Origin of the sequence: Xanthomonas sp. D-109, assembly GCF_017746095.1 — a bacterium.
GTDB lineage: Bacteria > Pseudomonadota > Gammaproteobacteria > Xanthomonadales > Xanthomonadaceae > Xanthomonas_A > Xanthomonas_A sacchari.
Map to the genome: position 1 here is coordinate 347,364 of NZ_JAGHWV010000001.1, position 17,788 is coordinate 365,151.

Sequence of the window (17,788 nt, forward strand, 5' to 3'; positions counted from 1 at the left end):
GCTTGCCGCCGCCGCGGCCCGCGCACCAGAATCGGCGCTCCGCAGGCTTCGGCAGCCCCGCCCATGCAGCGTCTTCTCCGCGCCCTCGGCGCCCGCTTCGTCACCGCGTCTGCAGGCGCGACCGTCTTCGCGCTGCTGTGTCTCGGCGCGCCTCCGGCGCATGCGCAGGCCGCGGCGCCGCCGGCCGCTTCACCGGTGCCGGTGACCCCGGCCGATCGCCTGCACGAGGTCTGGTGGGCCGAGCGCCACCAGCAGGTGCTGGCGCAGGTGCGTGCGCAGCCGGAGGCGCCGCTGCTGCTGATCGGCGATTCGATCACCCAGAACTACGAAAAGGCGCAGGCGCCGGACCAGGACTTCCAGCCGACCTGGCAGACCTTCTACGGCAGCCGTGGCGCACTGAACCTCGGCTTCAGCGGCGACGCCACCGAGCACGTGCTGTGGCGCCTGCAGCACGGCGAAGTCGATGGCCTGCGGCCCAAGGTCGCGCTGGTGCTGATCGGCACCAACAACACCGGCCACGAGGGGCAGGGCGCGGCGGATACGGTGCGCGGCATCGAGGCGGTGGTCGCCACGCTGGAGCAGCGCCTGCCGCACACGCGCATCCTGTTGCTGGGCCTGCTGCCCAGTGCGCTGTCGGCGCATAAGAGCGCACGCGATGCCGAGGTCAATCGCGCACTGGCGGTGCGCTACGGCGACAACCCGCGGGTGAATTACCTGGACATCGGCACCGCGTTCCAGCGCGCGGACGGCACGCTGGATCAGGGCCTGTTCTACGATCCGCGGCAGCGGCCGGGCAGCGGCGCGCTGCATCCGGACACGCGCGGGCAGCGGCGCATGGCCGAGGCCATCGAGCCGACCCTGGCGCGGCTGCTCGACGAGGCGCCACGGGTGCCGCTGGAGGCGATGACCGACGTCGACACCGCGCGCATCGCGGTGCCCTGGCTGGAGCAGGATTCCTACGACTGGTACGGCCGCCACCATGCCGCGCTGGATGCCGCGCGCCAGCTGCAGCCGCAGGTGGTGATGCTCGGCGACTCGATCACGCATTTCTGGGCGGGCGCGCCGCAGGCGATCAGGGTGAACGGCGCGCAGGCCTGGCAGCGCACCTTCGGTGGTGCGCGCGTGCTGAACCTGGGCTTCGGCTGGGATCGCACCCAGAACGTGCTGTGGCGGCTGCGCCAGGGCGAGGTCGATGGCCTGGCGCCGCGCTGGGTGGTGATCAACCTCGGCACCAACAATCTCACCGGCACTGAGCATGCGCGCGCCAACACGCCGCAGGAGACCGCCGACGGCGTCGCCGCGGTGGTCGCCGAGGTCCGGCGACGCCTGCCGCGCAGTCGGATCGTGCTGATGGGCATCTTCCCGCGCGGCTTCGCCGCCGATGCGCCGCAGCGCGCGCCGATCCTGCAGACCAACCGCCTGCTGGCCGCGCGCTTCGGCCACGATCCGCAGGTGCGCTGGCTCGACATCGGCGCGCGGTTCCTGCAGCCGGACGGCACGCTGCCGGCGGCACTGATGCCGGACAGCACCCATCCCAGCGAAGCCGGCTACCGCATCTGGGGCGACGCCTTGCGCGAGATCGGCGTCGGCGGCTGAAGGTCGCGTCGAACGGCGCGCTTTTGCTGCCACTCGGCGGCAGATGTCGTTGCTCTGGTAGGAGCGGCTTCAGCCGCGACGAGGCACTACCGACGCGCCTCGTCGCGGCTGAAGCCGCGCCTGCGCGTGGCTTTCCGGCATTACGCGAGGGCAACGGCCGCGAGTGCGACCTCAGCCGCTGCTGGGCTTGAGCAGTTGCAGTACCGCTTCGCGGTGGCCCGGCGGCGCGTTGCGATAGCGCGCCAGCAGTGCGCGTTCCTGCGCATCCTGCGCCAGCAACGGATAGTCGGAAGGCAGGTCCTGCACGCGCTTGCCCGGGCCCACGCCGCACACCAGCTCGTCGAGCGAGCGGTTCAGCACGCTGCGCAGCGTCGGCAGCAGGCGGAAGCTGGGCGTTTCGCGGTCGTTCTCCCAGGCCGAGACCGACGACTTGGTGACGTCCAGCGCGAAGCCCAACTGCTCCTGGGTGAGCCCTGCGGCTCTTCTGGCTTCGCGCAAGCGCTCGCCGAAGCTATTCATCGCGGTGGGCCTTGGGGGACGGCGGGCCTACCAAGATATGGAGCATCCGCCGGCTTGTCGTACAGCTGCGCTTGACTCGAATTGTTCGGAAATACAATACTCACGCGGTGCGGAACGCACGGACGCGCGAGGATGCGCATGCAGCACAAGGACGTCATGGACACGAGGGTGTCGGCACAGCGGTGCGCCGCCGCGATGTGCCGGCCGACAGCGGCACGACACGGCGCCCGCCGGTGCGTGGGGGAGGGCGCATGGCCACCTACGAAGTGAGACTCCGGCGCGTCGCGCAACTGGAGCCGTCCTTGCAGGTGCTGGTACATGCCGCCAATGCCTACCTGGCCGCGCGTGCGGCCGAGCGCCACAACCCGGGCTACCGTGCCTACAAGGTGGCGGTGTGGGTGAAGGGCGTGCGTGTGGACATCGGTCCGTTGCGTCCGCCGCAGCGCTAAGCGTCGCGGCCTGCATGCAGCCAACAAAAAACCCGCCGAAGCGGGTTTTGAGATCATGCTCGACCTGTCGGTCGTGGTGCCCAGGAGAGGACTCGAACCTCCACGGTTTTACCCGCTAGTACCTGAAACTAGTGCGTCTACCAATTCCGCCACCTGGGCAACTCAGAACGAGAATTGTGCGCGTGGCGGCGGACGCTGTCAAGCGCTTTGCGACAGCGGCGTTGCGCCGCTGTCGTGCAATCGATCGCAACGTCAGTAACCGACGTTGAAGCGCAGGCCCTGGTTGATCGCGCAGCGATAGCCGAGGGTGCTGCCGGTCTGCTGGTAGCTGGGCAGGGCGAACACGAACATGGTGAAGTCGATGCTGTTGTCCGGATGCACCTGGTAGCGCAGGAACTGCTGGATCGGCTTGCCGTCGCGGCCGACGGTCACGTGCTCGTCGGCGAAGGACAGGGTGCCGTCGGCGGTGACGCGGTAGGCGCCGATGCGCAGGCCGCCGCGGGTCTGGCTGGGCGTGGCGCCGCCGGAAGTGGGCGTGCACTGGCTCAGGTCGAGCGCCACGGCGACCGAGGCGCCGCTGTCCAGGGCGCGCTGGATCTCGGTGAGGGAATTGAGCGTGGCGTCGTCGGCGCCGGCGGTGGCGGCGGAGGCGCTGGTGGCGCTGGCGAACAGGGCGGCGGCGAGCAGGGCGGCGGACAGGCTGTGCATGGGGATGCTCCGGAGCGTGGGGGAGGGCGACGGATTGCCGGATGCAAACTAGCGGGGCGCCGAACCGGGTCAACCGACAAAATCGCGAACTTCCGCTGCCGTCACGCCGGATCTTCGAAGCGGGTCCGCTTGTGACAGCGCCGTGTCGGAATCCGCAGTGCTCATGCGGCTTTCCGCCGAATGCGTGCGCCGCCGACGCGCGCGCGGTGCGGCTGCTTGCCCCGATGGGGTCGTGGCATCGGCGCAGGCGATCGCGAGCGGATGCGAAATAGGCGTTGACAAGGTCGCGCCGGCACCGCAGAATTCGCGGCCTTCAGCGCCCAGGTGGCGGAATTGGTAGACGCACTAGTTTCAGGTACTAGCGGGTAAAACCGTGGAGGTTCGAGTCCTCTCCTGGGCACCAAAAGCAAGACCGCGAGAGCGCTGAACTCTCGCACCGACCGGCCCGCTGACGCGGGCTTCGTCGTTTCTGGGGGGCGCGCTCGCGGGGCTCGTACCGCCAGGTTCGGGTGGTGACCACCCGCATGGGAGTACCATGCCCGGATGACAACCCGCAAAAGCAAGTCCGGCAAGCCCGGCAAATCCGCCTCCAGCGACGCTTCCACCCCCGACACGCCGAAGAAATCGCGTCTGCCCGCCTGGATGCCCAGCTTCCTGCGCCGCGGCCCCAAGCCGCCGCTGCAACCGCTGCACCCGCCGTCACCGCCGCGGGGTGGCACCCCTGAGGCCGCACCCCCGGCCGCCGCGCCGATCCAGGACCCCTACGCCGCGCGCGAGGCCGAGCGCTATGCGCAGCCGATCGCCAGCCGCGAGGCGATCCTGCAATTGCTCGAACGCTGCGACGGCCCACAGACCCTGGACGAACTGGCCGAACAGCTCGGCCTGACCGAGCCGACGCGCAAGGAAGCGCTGAGCAAGCGCCTGGGCGCGATGCTGCGCGAGGCGCAACTGGTGCAGAACCGCCGTGGCGGCTATGCGCCGCTGCAGCAGACCAACCTGATCCCCGGCGTGGTGATCGCCAATCCCGATGGCTTCGGCTTCCTGCGCCCGGACGAGGGCGGCGACGACCTGTTCCTGCCGCCGTACGAGATGCGCAAGGTGCTGCACGGCGACCGCGCCCTGGCCAACGTCACCGGCATCGACCGCCGCGGCCGCCGCGAAGGCAGCATCGCGCGCGTGCTCGAGCGCGGCCTGACCCGGATGATCGGTCGCTTCAGCCTGGAAGCGGGCATCGCCTTCGTGGTGCCCGACGACAAGCGCATCCAGCGCAACGTGCAGATCCCCGCCGACGCCGTCGGCGAGGCCCGCGACGGGCAACTGGTGGTGTGCGAACTCACCTCCGCGCCGGATGCGCGGCGCCCGCCGATCGGCAAGATCATCGCCGTGCTGGGCGACAAGCTGACCCCGTCGCTGCTGGTGGAAGCGGCGATCCACGGCCACGAGCTGCCCTACGAGTTCCCGCAAGAGGTGCTGGACGAAGCCGCGGCGGTGCCGCTGACGGTGGAACCGGCGGCGATCAAGGGCCGCGTGGACCTGCGGCAGACGCCGCTGGTGACCATCGACGGTGCCGACGCCAAGGACTTCGACGACGCGGTGTTCTGCGAGCCCAACGCCGACGGGTTCCGCCTGGTGGTGGCGATCGCCGACGTGTCGCACTACGTGCGTCCGGGCACGCCGCTGGATACCGAGGCGGTCAAGCGTGCGACCTCGGTGTATTTCCCCGGCTTCGTGGTGCCGATGCTGCCGGAGACGCTGTCCAACGGCATCTGCTCGCTCAACCCCAAGGTCGACCGCATGTGCTTCGTCTGCGACATGCAGATCGATCGCCAGGGCGAGGTGGCCGGTGCGCGCTTCTACGAGGCGGTGATGAACTCGCACGCGCGGCTCACCTACGAACAGGTGTGGCAGGCGGTGGGCGAGAAGGACGAACAGGTGCGCAAGGACGTGGCGGCGGTGCTGCCGCAGCTGGAGCGGCTGCACCAGCTGTACCAGATCCTGGCCAAGGCGCGCGCGCGCCGCGGCGCCATCGAGTTCGAGACCGCGGAAGTGCGCTTCGTGCTCGACAACACCGGCGAGGTGACCCAGGCCGGCATGCTGGTGCGCAACGACGCGCACAAGCTGATCGAGGAATGCATGATCGCCGCCAACGTGGCCGCGGCGCGCTACCTGCTGGAGACGCATGTTCCGGCCCCGTTCCGCGTGCACGAGCGCCCGCCGGAATCCAAGTACGCCGACCTGCTGGAGTTCCTCAAGGAGTTCAAGCTGAGCCTGCCGGCGTGGAGCAAGGTGGTGCCGGGCGACTACACCAGGCTGCTGAAGAAGGTGCGCGAGCGCCCGGACGCGGCGTTGCTCGAATCGGTGCTGCTGCGCAGCCAGAGCATGGCCGTCTACTCGCCCGACAACGCCGGTCACTTCGGCCTGGCGCTGGAGGCCTACGCGCACTTCACCTCGCCGATCCGCCGCTATCCGGATCTGCTGGTGCACCGTGCGATCAAGTACGCGCTGACCCGCGGCGCGCCGGACAAGTACCTGTACGCGCCGCGCGCGATGGCGGCGCTGGCGTTGCAGTGCTCCGAGCGCGAGCGCCGCGCCGACGAGGCCGAGCGCGAGGTCGACGAGCGTTATCGCGCCGCGTGGATGGAGAAGCATGTCGGCGGGCAGTTCGACGGCGTGGTCAGCGGCGTGACCAGCTTCGGCCTGTTCGTCGAGCTGGACCAGTCCAAGGTCAACGGCCTGATCCACGTGACCCAGTTGCCGCAGGACTATTACCAGTTCGACGCCACCCGCAAGACCCTGACCGGCGAGCGCCGCGGGCGCGAGTTCCGCCTGGGCGACCGCGTGCGTATCGTGGTGCTGAAGGCGAGCATGGAAGAGCGCAAGATCGACTTCCGGCTGGTCGAGGAGGGCTCATCGGCGCACGACGAGTTGCCGCCGCCGCCGCCGCGTGGGCAGCCGGCCAAGCGCAAGAAAAAGAAGTACTGACGGCGTGCGTCGCGGCGGTCGTGACGACCGCCGCTGCGCCGCCCCGCATGCACGGGAGGAGTGGCCATGGAGCAGGACCATTACAGCGGCGGTTGCCAGTGCGGGGCGGTGCGCTTCCGGGTACGTGGGCGCCTGCACGACGCCTCGATCTGCCATTGCCGGATGTGCCAGAAGGCGTTTGGCGCCTACTACGCGCCGCTGGTCTCCACCCGCGGCGCGGAACTCACCTGGACCCGTGGCACGCCCAGGCGCTTCGCCTCGTCCAACGTGGTGCAGCGCGGCTTCTGTGCCGACTGCGGCACGCCGCTGACCTACGAGGCCCCGGATGGCATCGCCATCGCCGCCGGCGCCTTCGACCATCCGGAGGCGCTGCCGCCGACCATCCAGTACGGCATCGAAGCGAAGCTGCCGTTCGTGGACGACCTGCATCGCCTGTCGGCGATCCGCACCGAAGGCGATCTGGCCGCTGCGTCGTTCCTGGCCGACGTCGTTTCGCGCCAGCATCCGGATCACGACACCGAGCACTGGCCGGCTTGAGGTAAGACCGGCGGTGCCGACGTCGCGCGTAGCGTCGTTGGGAGCTCGCTGGCGACCTCGGGAATCGGTCGCGGCAAGCGGCGGGCCGGTGTGCCCGACGTCATCGCGTCGGGACTGAAGTCCCTCCCACAAAACCGCGCCGCGACCCGTCTGGATGGCGTTGCATCGGCGACCCTGCGGCCGCGACAGCATGCCGCGAGCCTCGCAGGAAGCAGAACGTCCCAGCCAAGCCGCTTCTGCCAATCCCGAATCCCCAATCCCCAATCCCGGCCCCTCAGGCATGACGCCAGCGGCCACAACCCCTACCATGCCCGCTTTCCTTTCGCGTAGTCCCGCCTCATGAGCAAGCAGAACCAGTGGATCGTCGGCGTCAATGCCGTTGCCTCGTCGATCGAGAACGACGCGGACAACGTGCGCGAGGTACTGGTGGAGGCGGGCAGCAAGAATCCGCGCCTGCAGGAGATCGAGGAGAACGCGCGGCGCAAGGGTATCGACGTGCGGCGGGTGAACACGCAGGCGCTGGATGGCGTCGGCGGCGCGGTGCGCCACCAGGGCGTGGCCGCGCGCTACGCCGCGGCGCGGACCTGGTCGGAGAACGAGCTGGAAGGCCTGGTCAGCGCCGCCGAAGGCCGCGCCCTGCTGCTGGTGCTGGATGGCGTGCAGGACCCGCACAACCTTGGCGCCTGCCTGCGCAGCGCGGCCGCGGCCGGGGTGACGGCGGTGGTGATTCCCAAGGACAAGTCGGCGCCGGTCAACGCCACCGTGCGCAAGACCTCGGCCGGCGCCGCCGACCGCCTGCCGATCGTGGCGGTGACCAACCTCGCGCGCTGCCTGCGCGACCTGCAGAAGCAGGGCGTGTGGATCTACGGCCTGGCCGGCGAGGCCGAGACCTCGCTGTACGCGCAGGACCTGCGCGGCAACGTGGCGCTGGTGCTGGGCGGCGAGTCCGACGGCCTGCGCCGGCTGACCCGCGAGCATTGCGACGGCCTGGTCCGCATCCCGATGCCTGGCGAGATCGAGAGCCTCAACGTCTCCGTCGCCGCCGGCGTGACCCTGTTCGAGGCGGTACGGCAGCGCATGGGCTGAGCGCCCCTTCGTCAGAAGCAAAAGCCCCTCTCCCCCCGGGAGAAGGAGGGGTTGGGGTGAGGGTCCGGGGGCGAAGCCCTTCGCCGCATCAGGGTGACACCAAGCTTCGCCCTTCACCCTCATCCGCCACTGCAATCGACGTTTCCCTAGGCTTCGCCGCACCCTCATCCGCCCCTTCGGGGCACCTTCTCCCGGTGGGAGAAGGGAGGCGCGTCGCACAGAGCCCCTCTCCCCCCGCGAGAGGGGTTGGGGTGAGGGTACGGGGCGAAGCCCCTCGCGCATCAGGACGACGCAAAGCTTCGCCCTTTACCCTCAACCGCCGCTGCAATCGACGTTTCCCCAGGCTGCGCCCGTACCCTCATCCGCCCCTGCGGGGCACCTTCTCCCGGTGGGAGAAGGGAGGCGCGTCGCACCAGAGCCCCTCTCCCCCCGGGAGAGGGGTTGGGGTGAGGGTGCGGGGCGAAGCCCCTCGCGCATCAGGGCGACACCAAGCTTTCGCCCTTCACCCTCATCCGCCACTGCAATCGACGTTTCCCCAGGCTGCGCCCGTACCCTCATCCGCCCCTGCGGGGCACCTTCTTCCGGTGGGAGAAGGGGGCGCTGCGCTTGCCAGGGACAGCCCGGCTTAACCGCCGCGCAATCTTCACGCGTTCTTTTTCGGCGGCCTGCTAGCGCCTGCACCCGCAGCGCCGCATTTTTGCCTACCATGGGCGCTCGTCCCGTGTTCTGTTCCGGTAATGAGTCTGCGTCGCCCCCGTCCCTTTGACGCTGGCCCCCCGCGCCAGGGTCCTGTCGCGCCCCGTCTGCGTCGGATCGGGTCGGGACAGTGAACGTCGCCAGGGGGAAGGGGGAAGCGGCGCTCGTACGCGAACGCGGGCGTGCGTGGCCGCCTGCATGGCCGGTGTTGCTGATCCTGTCGCTGGTACTGGGCGTGGCGTGGCGCGCGGTTGCCGCCGACGGCGCCGCAGACGGCGTGCCCCCGCTGCGCGATTACGCCGTCGATTCCTGGACCTCGCGCAACGGCCTGCCGCACAACTCCTTGCGCGATCTGGCGCAGACCCCGGATGGCCGCCTGTGGTTCGCCACCTGGGAAGGACTGGTGCGCTACAACGGCCTGGACTTCACCGTCATCGACCGCAGCACCCGCCCGGGCCTGCCCGACAACGGGGTCGGCTCGCTGTACGTGGACCGTGCCGGCGCACTGTGGCTCAGCGATTCGCGCGGCAATCTCGGCCGCCACGATCCCGCCGGCCACTGGCGGTTCTGGCGACAGCCACCGGGCTGGCCGCATGCGCTGATCCACGCGATGACCCAGGACCGCGACGGCCGCATGTGGCTGCTGTTCGAAGGCAACGGCCTGGGCTGCCTGTGGCCCGACGGCCGTTTCGATTACCAGCCGGCGCCGCGCGACCTGCCGTTGGCGGCGAGCTTCCCGCACCTGGCCGCCGACGACCAGGGGCGGGTCTGGATCGGCAGTCTCGACGGCTTGCTGTATCGCGACCCGCAAGGCGTGCTGCGTCGCGCGCCGGCCGCGTTCGGCCTGCCGCCCGGGCTGGCATGGCCGTATCGGGCACCGGACGGCTCGCTGTGGCTGGTGGCGGGAGAGAACCTGTACCGGATGCAGGGCGAGCGCGCGGTGCTGGTGCAGCACCTGCCGGGCTACGGCCATTTCACCTCGATGCTGCGCGATCGCGATGGCGCGATCTGGCTCGGCACCGAGAACCAGGGGCTGCTGCGGATCAGTGCGCACGGCATCGAGCGCATGCTGCCGGGCGATGTGCTGCCCAACGGGCGCATCGTCAGCCTGCTGCAGGACGCCGAGGGCAGCATCTGGATCGGCGCCAACGGCGGCCTGTTCCGCCTGCGCGAGACCCTGTTCGCCGGCTACACCCGCCGCGACGGACTCAGCGGCGACTACGTGCGCGCGCTGCTGGAGACGCCGGACGGCGCGCTGTGGATCGGCAGCGCCGCCGGGCTGGACCGGATGGCGCCGGACGGCCGCATCGCCCCGGTCGCGCTGCACGATGCGCCCTCGGTGCTGAGCCTGGCGCGCGGCAGCGACGGCGACCTGTGGGTCGGCACCTATGCCGATGGCGTGCTCCGCCTGCGCGATGGTCGGGTGGTGTGCCACTACGGGACGCGCGAGGGCTTGCCCAGCGGGCAGGTGCGCGCGCTCAGCGTCGATGCCGCCGGCACCGTGTGGATCGGCACCCGCAGCGGGGTGAGGCGCATCGACGGCGACCGGCTGTCGGCGCCGGACGTGCCCGGTCTGCCGCACGGCCTGATCACCGCGCTGGCCAGCGTCGACGGCGCGCTGTGGATCGGTTCTGTGGAGGGCGCGGCGGTGCTGCGCGGCGGCCGGGTGCGGACGCTGGCGCTGGAGCCGCTGGGCGGCGCGCGCACCGTGTTCGGGTTCCAGGCGTTGGGCCGCGACATGTGGATCTCCACCGATCGCGGCCTGCATCGCGACCGCGATGGCCAACTGGCACGGGTGGGACTGGAGCAGGGCATGCCGGTGGATACGGTGTTCCAACTGGTCCGCGACCGCCTCGGCAACGTCTGGATCAGCAGCAACCGCGGCGTTCTGCGCACCACCGCGGCGGCGCTGGACGCGGTCGCCGACGGCCGCCAGCCGCGGCTGCAGGTGAGCCGCTACGACGAGATCGACGGCATGTCCAACGCGCAGGGCAACGGCAGCTCCGGGCCGTCGATGATCCTGCGCCACGACGGCACGGTGTGGCTGGTCACCGCCGGCGGCGTCAGCATGGTCGACCCGCGGCGCCTGGCGCGCTTTCGCGATCGCCTGCCGCCGCCGGCGGCGATCGAGAGCGTGTTGCTGGACGGTCAGCCCTTCCCGTGGCAGACCAGGACGGAACTTCCTGGCGCCAAGCGCATCAGCGTGTCTTACGTTGGCCTGAGCTATCTGCTGCCCGAGCGCATCCGCTACCGCACCCGCCTCGACGGCCTGGACAGCGGATGGATCGACCGCGGCAACCAGCGCAGCGTGGAGTTCATCGGCCTGCCGCCGGGCGACTACACCCTGCACGTGGCCGCGGCGCATCCGGACGGCGCCTGGAGCACCCGCGAGGCGGTGTGGCGCTTCAGCGTGGCGCCGCTGTGGTGGCAGCGGCACAGCGTGCATGCGGCGGCCGTGGCGGTGCTGGTGCTGGCGTTGGTGCTGCTGTACCGCTACCTGATCGCGCGCTACAAGCGGCGCGCGCTGCGCCTGGAGCGGCTGGTGGAGCGGCGCACCAGCGCGCTGCGGCTGCAGACCGAACGCCTGCTGCAGGCCGATGCCGAAAAGAGCCAGTTGCTGGCGGAACTGCAGCGCCAGGCCACCGCGTTCGAGCGCTTGGCGCACGAGGACGCATTGACCGGCTTGCCGAACCGGCGGCACTTCGACGAGGTGCTGGAGCGCAGCATGCAGCGTGCGCAGCGCAGCGGCGCGCCGCTGTGCCTGCTGGTGATGGACATCGACCGCTTCAAGCAGATCAACGACGGTTACTCGCATGCCACCGGCGATGCGGTGCTGCGCGAGGTCGGGCAACTGCTGCTGGGCGCCTGCCGCACCACCGACCTGCCGGCGCGCCTGGGCGGCGAAGAATTCGCGATCCTGCTCGGCGACACGCCGTTGGCCGAGGCCGAGCGCCTGGCCACGCGCCTGCGCGACCTGTTCCATGCGCGCCTGCAGTGGGCAGCCGAGGCCCCGGCGCTGCGCGTCACCTTCAGCGGCGGCCTGGTCGCATTGCGCGCGGACGAGACGCCGAGCCAGTGGCTGGAGCGCGCCGACGGGGCGCTTTACCGCGCCAAGGGGCTGGGGCGCGATCGGGTGTGCGTGGGCTGAGCACGCGTCCGGGCATGCCGCTCGGTGCTGTCGTTCTACCTTGCAGCGTGCATCGCAGGCGCACGCGGTTCAGCGTGTGGCGTGGCGATCCAGCATCTCCAACGCCATCTCCGCTGCCTCACGGATGTCCGGATGCACCGACCGCAACGACTGCGCCAGGCCCTCGCGCAAGGTCGAGTCCGGAAAGGCCGCCGCCAGCTGCGTGACCCAGTAGCGGCTCCCGTCGGGCAGCGTGGGATCTTCCAGCGCCTCGCGGATCGCGGCGACGGTGTCGCTGCGGTCGCAGGCATGTAACACGTCCTCGACCAACGGATAGACGCCCCAGCCGTCGCCGGTGCCGAAGGAGCGCAGGAACAGCGGGAGCGCGGCGCGATCGGGATCGGCGACAAACAGCCGTCTCGCCGCGTCGTAGGCGTCGATCAGGTCCTGGGTGAGTTGGTCGTCGTCTGGCAGCGGTTGCTGCGCGCGCAGGAAGACCATCGCGTCGGTTTTGTTCACTGGAGCGCATTTGTCGTCATGGCTCGCCATGATGCGCGCTCTCGTGTGCTGGCGCAGCGCCTGCTTCCGTCGTTGCGTCGGCGCCGCGGCGCAGGTGTTGCGCAAGGACGAAGACGACCGCCAGGGCAAACAGATTCAGGCCGAAGAACGTCGCGGTCTCCGACGGAAACAGGGTGAACGCGAAGCGGCTGCCGAACAAGAAGTTCGCGCCGAACTTGAACGGCGCGAACTGCACGCCAGCAGTGAAGTGGAAGCCGCAATTGAATACGTAGCTCACCAGGGGCGTGCTGAAGGTCGGCACCTGCGCCAGCCAGAACGCCAGATTGGCGTGCACTGCGTTGCGGCGACCTTCCAGCAATTGCGTGCCGCAGTGGATGCCCCAGGCATAGAGCGCGACGAACGCGGCGCAAATGATCCAATCGGCTGGCTGTCGCAGGTTCGGAAACTGGCTGACGATGGCGATGATGCCCACGCCGGCTCCGCCAATATCCAGAATGCCGATGCTTCGGCGCTTCCATGCTTGCATGAGGCGGTCGTCCTGGGACAGGCGCCTTGGCCGGCGCGGCGGCGAGCGTAGCACGTGTGCCGGCGTGTCTCGGAAGGGTGGTCGAGGACCAGGATCAGCGCGCAGGCAGGTGCCGCGACACCTTCGCGGTCAGCACCTGCACCAGCGCCGGATCCATGTAGCCGTAGTCGTCGGGGATGTCGAGGCAGACGATGCGTGCGCGGCCGAGGTGGCGCTTGAAGCGGCGCGACAGCTTGGCGCGATGCATCGGTTCCATGACGAAGACGATGTCCGCCCACTCCAGCAATTCCGGGGTGACCGGGGTGTCCGCGTCGTGGTCGACGCCGGCCGATGCGGTTTCCACGCCGGGCCAGGTGGCGAACACCTGTTCGGCGGTGGGGCTGCGCAGCCGGTTGCGGCTGCAGACGAACAGCAGGTGGCGGGTCATGCGAGCCGCTGCCGGCGAGTGCGCGGCGCTACCTCGGGGCGTTCGGCCGCAATGCCGCCGGGCCAACGCGACGGCGGCGCGCGTCTCGTGCAAGACATGCCTCTGCTACGGCGCCACGCCGACCTGCGGCGCCGGCCAGGCGTTGGCGATCTTGCAGAACAGGCGCGCGGTCTGCTCGGTGTCGTAGACCGCGCTGTGCGCGTCGGCGGCGTTCCAGTCGAAGCCGGCGGCCTGCACCGCGCGCGCCAGCACGGTCTGGCCGTAGGCGATGCCGGCCAGGGTGACGGTGTCGAATACGCTGAAGGGGTGGAACGGATTGCGCTTGTGGCCGCAGCGGGCGACCGTGGCGTTGAGGAAGTTGAGGTCGAAATGGGCGTTGTGGCCGACCAGGATGGCGCGCTGGCACCCGTACTTCTTCACCGCCGCGCGCACCGGCGCGAACACGTGGTCCAGCGCCTCTCGCTCGGGCTTGGCGAAGCGGAACGGGTGGTCCAGGACGATGCCGGTGACTTCCAGCGACTTGGGATCGATCAGGGTGCCGGGCGCCGGCACCACGTGCGCGCTGGCGGTGACGCCGGGATACAGCTGGCCGAAATCGTCCATCTCGATCGGCACCACCGCGATCTCCAGCAGCGCATGCTTGTTCCAGTCGAAACCGCCGGTTTCCACGTCCACCACCACCGGCAGGTAGCCGCGGAAACGCCGCGACATCGGGGTGATGACCAGGGGTTGCGAGGGGCTGTCGACCGAATCGTTCATCCGCCAAGGTTAGCAGAGCGCGGCCGCCGGCCGCCGCGGCGTTACGCAGGCAGGCGTGTACCGAGCACGCTGCCCTGCGCGCGCAGCCGTTCCAGCAGGGCCGCGCCCTCGTGCAGCAGGGCGTCCGGCGCAAGGCCGTGCGCGGCGGCCAGCTCCAGCAGCAGCGCCCATCCGCTGCGCGTGCCGGGCTGCAGCGCCGCCAGCACGGCGTAGGCCAGCGGCGCCAGTTCGGCGAAGCGGACCTGGCCGTCGGGCTCGCGCCGCGCCAGCAGGCAGGTCGGCTGCGCCGGGGCCGTGTCCGGTTGCCAGGCCGGGCCGATGCGCTGCACCGGCCAGCGGTAGCGCAGCAGCCGCAGCCACGGCGACAGCAGCGGGATGCCGTCGAGCAGGTCACCGCGCGGATCGTGCGGCGGCAGCACGGCGTCGTCGATCTGCACCTGCAGTTCCACGGTTTCGTAATGCGCCAGTTCGGCCAGCCAGGGACGCTGCGGATCGGCTGCGCGCTGCTGCAGGAACGCCACCAGTTCCTCGCCCAGGCGCGGGAACAGCGGCGTGCGGGCGCGGTGCTCGGCGCAGAACGCGCGCAGCAGCGCCGTCCAGTCGGCGTCGCCAAGGGTGGCGCGCAGCACCGGGAACTGGCCGCTCAGCAACTGCGCCAGGTTGTCGAAGAACAGGGCGCGATACACCGCCAGGCGCTGCGGCGGTATATCTGCCGGCGCCTGGTAGCGCTGCGGATCGCGCAGGTGCCGGGTCAGGGCGAATTGCTGCGCGCGCAGGGTCTCGCTCATGCAGGCGAAGACGGCGCGTGTGCCTGCGTGGTGCGGATGCACTGCACTTCGTCCAGCAGTTCGCGCAGCGGCGGGAACTGGCCGTCGCGCTCGAGCACGGTGGGGCGCACGCCGTGCAGGCGGTAGGCGGCGGCGAGCAGGTCCCACACCGGGTCGGCCACCGGCGCAGCGTGGGTGTCGATCTTCAGCCCGCTGGCGGCATCGTCGCGGTGGCCGGCGACGTGGTAGGAGGCGATGCGCGCGCTGGGCATGGCGGCGAGGAAGGTCAGCGCGTCGTCGCCATGGTTGCTGGCGTTGACGTGCACGTTGTTGACGTCCAGCAGCAGGTCGCAATCGGCCTCGTCCAGCACCGCGGCCACGAACGCGGCTTCGCTCATCGCCTGGCCCGGGGCGGCGTAGTAGGAGACGTTCTCCACCGCGATGCGCCGGCCCAGCATGTCCTGCACCTGGGCGATGCGCGCGCCGACGTGGCGCACTGCCTCGTCGGTGAATGGCAGCGGCAGCAGTTCGTAGAGCTGGCCGTCGTCGGCGCTGTAGCTGAGGTGTTCGCTGTACAACGCGATCCGGTGCCGGTCGAGGAACTGGCGGGTCTGCTGCAGCAGGGTGGTGTCCAGCGCCGCTACGCCGCCCAGCGACAAGGACAGGCCGTGGCAGCTGAGCGGATGGCGCGCGCTCAGCGTCTGCAGCAATTCCCCGGGGCGGCCGCCGACGCCGATCCAGTTGTCCGGCGCGCATTCGAGGAAGTCGAACGCATCCGCCGGCGCCTGCAGCAGGTCCTGCAGCAGGCCGCGACGCAGTCCGAGGCCGGCACTGGCCGCGGCCAGCGGCCTCGGTTCAGAGGCTGCCACCGCATTTGCCCTCGCCGCACTTGCCTTCGGCCATGGCCTTGTCGTCGTGCTTGGCCGCGGGCTTGGCCGGCGTCGCCGCCGGGGCGTGCGCACCGCAGCTGCCGTCGCCGGCCTTGGCGCCGCAGCCACCTTCGCTGGCCTTGGCCGGGTCGGCAGCCTGCCCGGTGTGTGCCGTCGGCGCGGGCGTCGGCGTTGCCGGCGTGGTCGATCCGGTGTCCTGTGGCGGGGGGACGGCAGCCTGTGCGCCCAGCGCATAGCCCTGGGCGAGGTCGGTCATGGCCAGGGCGGAGGTGGACAGGCCGATCCCGCCGAGCAGGACCGCACCGACGAGGACAGAAGACGAACGGGACGCGTTGGACATGCGCAGGCTCCTGGCGATGGGCGGACGCCGGCCGTGGTGGCCGGCGCTGCGCCAAGCCTACTCGCTGGCGCACGGCGCTGCATGCGGCAGTGCGTGGCGACAAAAAGGCTCCGCTGCGCACGGAGCCCCGGGGATGCCGCGACCGCGGAACGGCGCAGGGCCGGTCCGCAGGGCAGGGGTCAGAGGCCGCTGGTGGAGCTGGTTTCGTCGCGCTTGTCGCGCGGCGGCAACGGCTCGTCGCCATGCACCAGGAACCACACGTTCTCGGCGATGTTGGTGGCGTGGTCGCCGATCCGCTCCAGGTTCTTGGCCATGAACAGCAGATGCGTGCACGGGGTGATGTTGCGCGGGTCTTCCATCATGTAGGTCAGCAACTCGCGGAACAGCGCGGTGTACTGCGCATCGAGCTGCGCGTCGCCCTGGCGCACCCGCAGCGCGGCGTCGGCGTCGTTGTTCTGGTAGGCGGCCAGCGCGGCGCGCACCTGCTGGGCGGCCAGCTTGCCGAGCTGGCGCAGGCCCAGGGTCTGCGGCATCGGCGGCGACATGTTCAGCGCGATCGAGCGCTTGGCCACGTTGGCGGCGTAGTCGCCGATGCGTTCGACATCGGCGGGGATGCGCAGGCCGGCCAGGATCTCGCGCAGGTCGCGCGCCATCGGCCCGCGCAGCGCCAGGCGCATCACGTCATGGCTGATGGAGTGTTCCAGCGCGTCGATCGCTTCGTCGTTGACGACGATGCGCAGCGCGGCGTTGTCGTCGCGGCGTTCGACCACGTCCAGTGCCGCCTCCAACTGCGCCACCGCGGTTTCGCCCATGCGCACGATCTCGGCGGCGAGGCGATGCTGTTCTTCGTCGTAGCTCTTCACGATGTGCTCGTTGGGCTGAGTGTTCATGTCGTAGGTCCAATAAGTGCGTTGGTGTCGCCGCGGCCATGCCTGGCGTTGCGGTGCTGGCGTCGCCGGGCGCCCGCCCGAAGGGCGACGGGCGCAGCCGCTGCGGCGAGACAGCGGCGGCCGCGGCGGCTCAGCCGAAACGGCCGGTGATGTAGTCTTCGGTCTGTTGCTTGTTCGGCTGCGAGAAGATGATTTCGGTGCGGTCGTGCTCGATCAGGTCGCCCAGGTACATGAAGGCGGTGTAGTCGGACACGCGCGCGGCCTGCTGCATGTTGTGGGTGACGATGAGGATGGTGTAGTCGTTCTTCAGTTCTTCCACCAGTTGCTCGATGCGGCTGGTGGAGATCGGGTCCAGCGCCGAGGTCGGCTCGTCGAGCAGCAGCACGTCCGGGCGCAGCGCCACCGCGCGGGCGATGCACAGGCGTTGCTGCTGGCCGCCGGACAGTCCCAGGGCGCTCTGCCCGAGCTTGTCCTTGACCTCGTCCCACAGCGCGCCCTGGCGCAGCGCGTGCTCGACGCGGTCGGCCATGTCCGCCTTGGACAGCTTCTCGTGGTGGCGGATGCCGTAGGCGACGTTCTCGAAGATGGTCATCGGGAACGGCACCGGCTTCTGGAACACCATGCCGACCTTGCTGCGCAGGCGGTTCATCGGATACTTCGGCGACAGGATGTTCTCGCCGTCCAGCAGCACTTCGCCGCGCGCCTCCAGCTTCGGATACAGCGCGTAGATGCGGTTGAAGATGCGCAGCAGGGTGGACTTGCCGCAGCCGGAGGGGCCGATCAGCGCGGTGACGCGCTTCTCCGGCACTTCCAGGTTGATGCCCTTCAGCGCGTGGTACTTGTCGTAGTAGAAGTCCAGGCCGCGCGCGGCGATCTTGACCGGCGACGGCGCCAGTGCGGTGTGCCCGTTGGGCATGGCGATGCGGTGCATCGGTGCGGCGTTGTGATGATCGTTCATGGCCGGGTCCAT

General features: G+C 70.2%; 17 protein-coding genes and 2 tRNA genes. 7 read left to right on the plus strand and 12 right to left on the minus strand.

Annotated elements, in window-relative coordinates; translation table 11 throughout:
- Window positions 1-63 precede the first annotated feature (63 nt).
- Window positions 64-1,596, plus strand: coding sequence for a GDSL-type esterase/lipase family protein (locus J7357_RS01425; RefSeq protein WP_209244329.1), 1,533 nt, complete (start codon window positions 64-66; stop codon window positions 1,594-1,596).
- Window positions 1,597-1,767: 171 nt separating this feature from the next.
- Here J7357_RS01425 and J7357_RS01430 read toward each other — a convergent pair whose 3' ends face one another.
- Window positions 1,768-2,115: a helix-turn-helix transcriptional regulator gene (locus tag J7357_RS01430; RefSeq protein ID WP_029562242.1), complete on the minus strand. Its 348-nt coding sequence runs from the start codon at window positions 2,113-2,115 to the stop codon at window positions 1,768-1,770.
- A 251-nt stretch (window positions 2,116-2,366) separates the two neighbouring features.
- On the opposite strand from J7357_RS01430, the gene J7357_RS01435 reads away from it, so the two are divergent.
- Window positions 2,367-2,564: a hypothetical protein gene (locus tag J7357_RS01435; protein ID WP_010343993.1), complete on the plus strand. Its 198-nt coding sequence runs from the start codon at window positions 2,367-2,369 to the stop codon at window positions 2,562-2,564.
- A gap of 74 nt (window positions 2,565-2,638) precedes the next feature.
- Here the strand turns inward: J7357_RS01435 and J7357_RS01440 are convergent.
- A tRNA-Leu gene (locus J7357_RS01440) sits at window positions 2,639-2,723 on the minus strand.
- 93 nt (window positions 2,724-2,816) lie between these two features.
- Window positions 2,817-3,272, minus strand: coding sequence for a VirK family protein (locus J7357_RS01445; protein WP_209244330.1), 456 nt, complete (start codon window positions 3,270-3,272; stop codon window positions 2,817-2,819).
- Window positions 3,273-3,590: 318 nt separating this feature from the next.
- On the opposite strand from J7357_RS01445, the gene J7357_RS01450 reads away from it, so the two are divergent.
- From J7357_RS01450 to J7357_RS01470, 5 genes are all read left to right on the plus strand, one after another.
- A tRNA-Leu gene (locus J7357_RS01450) sits at window positions 3,591-3,675 on the plus strand.
- Between the two features lie 140 nt (window positions 3,676-3,815).
- Window positions 3,816-6,254 carry a ribonuclease R gene (gene rnr / locus J7357_RS01455; protein ID WP_209244332.1) on the plus strand — a complete coding sequence of 813 codons (2,439 nt, stop codon included), beginning with the start codon at window positions 3,816-3,818 and terminating at the stop codon, window positions 6,252-6,254.
- 66 nt (window positions 6,255-6,320) lie between these two features.
- The gene (locus J7357_RS01460; RefSeq protein ID WP_209244334.1) at window positions 6,321-6,791 is read left to right on the plus strand and encodes a GFA family protein; all 471 of its coding nucleotides are present in this window, start codon (window positions 6,321-6,323) and stop codon (window positions 6,789-6,791) included.
- A gap of 339 nt (window positions 6,792-7,130) precedes the next feature.
- A complete protein-coding gene (gene rlmB / locus J7357_RS01465) occupies window positions 7,131-7,877 on the plus strand; it encodes a 23S rRNA (guanosine(2251)-2'-O)-methyltransferase RlmB (RefSeq protein WP_010343988.1) in 747 nt (248 codons plus the stop codon).
- Window positions 7,878-8,808: 931 nt separating this feature from the next.
- Window positions 8,809-11,721 carry a two-component regulator propeller domain-containing protein gene (locus tag J7357_RS01470; RefSeq protein ID WP_343237384.1) on the plus strand — a complete coding sequence of 971 codons (2,913 nt, stop codon included), beginning with the start codon at window positions 8,809-8,811 and terminating at the stop codon, window positions 11,719-11,721.
- 69 nt (window positions 11,722-11,790) lie between these two features.
- Here the strand turns inward: J7357_RS01470 and J7357_RS01475 are convergent, their stop codons facing one another.
- From J7357_RS01475 to pstB, 9 genes are all read right to left on the minus strand, one after another.
- A complete protein-coding gene (locus J7357_RS01475; protein ID WP_209244337.1) occupies window positions 11,791-12,219 on the minus strand; it encodes a hypothetical protein in 429 nt (142 codons plus the stop codon).
- Window positions 12,220-12,235: 16 nt separating this feature from the next.
- A complete protein-coding gene (locus J7357_RS01480) occupies window positions 12,236-12,745 on the minus strand; it encodes a hypothetical protein (RefSeq protein WP_209244338.1) in 510 nt (169 codons plus the stop codon).
- Window positions 12,746-12,839: 94 nt separating this feature from the next.
- On the minus strand, window positions 12,840-13,172 hold the full coding sequence (locus tag J7357_RS01485; RefSeq protein WP_209244339.1) for a low molecular weight protein tyrosine phosphatase family protein: 333 nt from the start codon (window positions 13,170-13,172) through the stop codon (window positions 12,840-12,842).
- Between the two features lie 105 nt (window positions 13,173-13,277).
- Window positions 13,278-13,931, minus strand: a complete 654-nt coding sequence (gene rnt, locus J7357_RS01490; RefSeq protein ID WP_010343983.1) for a ribonuclease T — start codon at window positions 13,929-13,931, stop codon at window positions 13,278-13,280.
- A 41-nt stretch (window positions 13,932-13,972) separates the two neighbouring features.
- Window positions 13,973-14,719, minus strand: a complete 747-nt coding sequence (locus J7357_RS01495) for a putative DNA-binding domain-containing protein (protein ID WP_209244341.1) — start codon at window positions 14,717-14,719, stop codon at window positions 13,973-13,975.
- Entirely contained in the window at window positions 14,716-15,567 is an 852-nt protein-coding gene (locus J7357_RS01500; RefSeq protein WP_209244343.1) for a DUF692 domain-containing protein, read from the minus strand. The genes J7357_RS01495 and J7357_RS01500 overlap by 4 nt, the downstream gene beginning before the upstream one ends.
- A complete protein-coding gene (locus tag J7357_RS01505; RefSeq protein ID WP_209244344.1) occupies window positions 15,554-15,928 on the minus strand; it encodes a hypothetical protein in 375 nt (124 codons plus the stop codon). The genes J7357_RS01500 and J7357_RS01505 overlap by 14 nt, the downstream gene beginning before the upstream one ends.
- Before the next feature lie 179 nt (window positions 15,929-16,107).
- Window positions 16,108-16,818 (minus strand): phosphate signaling complex protein PhoU, encoded by a 711-nt coding sequence (gene phoU, locus J7357_RS01510; protein ID WP_209244346.1) that lies wholly within the window; start codon window positions 16,816-16,818, stop codon window positions 16,108-16,110.
- Between the two features lie 130 nt (window positions 16,819-16,948).
- Window positions 16,949-17,776, minus strand: coding sequence for a phosphate ABC transporter ATP-binding protein PstB (gene pstB, locus J7357_RS01515; protein ID WP_209244347.1), 828 nt, complete (start codon window positions 17,774-17,776; stop codon window positions 16,949-16,951).
- Window positions 17,777-17,788 lie beyond the last annotated feature (12 nt).

Excerpts from the sequence above, each read along its gene's own strand:
- J7357_RS01425 (WP_209244329.1), top strand. The coding sequence starts at position 64 with ATGCAGCGTCTTCTCCGCGCCCTCGGCGCCCGCTTCGTCACCGCGTCT.
- J7357_RS01430 (WP_029562242.1), bottom strand. The coding sequence starts at position 2,115 with ATGAATAGCTTCGGCGAGCGCTTGCGCGAAGCCAGAAGAGCCGCAGGG.
- J7357_RS01435 (WP_010343993.1), top strand. The coding sequence starts at position 2,367 with ATGGCCACCTACGAAGTGAGACTCCGGCGCGTCGCGCAACTGGAGCCG.
- J7357_RS01445 (WP_209244330.1), bottom strand. The coding sequence starts at position 3,272 with ATGCACAGCCTGTCCGCCGCCCTGCTCGCCGCCGCCCTGTTCGCCAGC.
- rnr (WP_209244332.1), top strand. The coding sequence starts at position 3,816 with ATGACAACCCGCAAAAGCAAGTCCGGCAAGCCCGGCAAATCCGCCTCC.
- J7357_RS01460 (WP_209244334.1), top strand. The coding sequence starts at position 6,321 with ATGGAGCAGGACCATTACAGCGGCGGTTGCCAGTGCGGGGCGGTGCGC.
- rlmB (WP_010343988.1), top strand. The coding sequence starts at position 7,131 with ATGAGCAAGCAGAACCAGTGGATCGTCGGCGTCAATGCCGTTGCCTCG.
- J7357_RS01480 (WP_209244338.1), bottom strand. The coding sequence starts at position 12,745 with ATGCAAGCATGGAAGCGCCGAAGCATCGGCATTCTGGATATTGGCGGA.
- J7357_RS01485 (WP_209244339.1), bottom strand. The coding sequence starts at position 13,172 with ATGACCCGCCACCTGCTGTTCGTCTGCAGCCGCAACCGGCTGCGCAGC.
- rnt (WP_010343983.1), bottom strand. The coding sequence starts at position 13,931 with ATGAACGATTCGGTCGACAGCCCCTCGCAACCCCTGGTCATCACCCCG.
- J7357_RS01495 (WP_209244341.1), bottom strand. The coding sequence starts at position 14,719 with ATGAGCGAGACCCTGCGCGCGCAGCAATTCGCCCTGACCCGGCACCTG.
- J7357_RS01505 (WP_209244344.1), bottom strand. The coding sequence starts at position 15,928 with ATGTCCAACGCGTCCCGTTCGTCTTCTGTCCTCGTCGGTGCGGTCCTG.
- phoU (WP_209244346.1), bottom strand. The coding sequence starts at position 16,818 with ATGAACACTCAGCCCAACGAGCACATCGTGAAGAGCTACGACGAAGAA.
- pstB (WP_209244347.1), bottom strand. The coding sequence starts at position 17,776 with ATGAACGATCATCACAACGCCGCACCGATGCACCGCATCGCCATGCCC.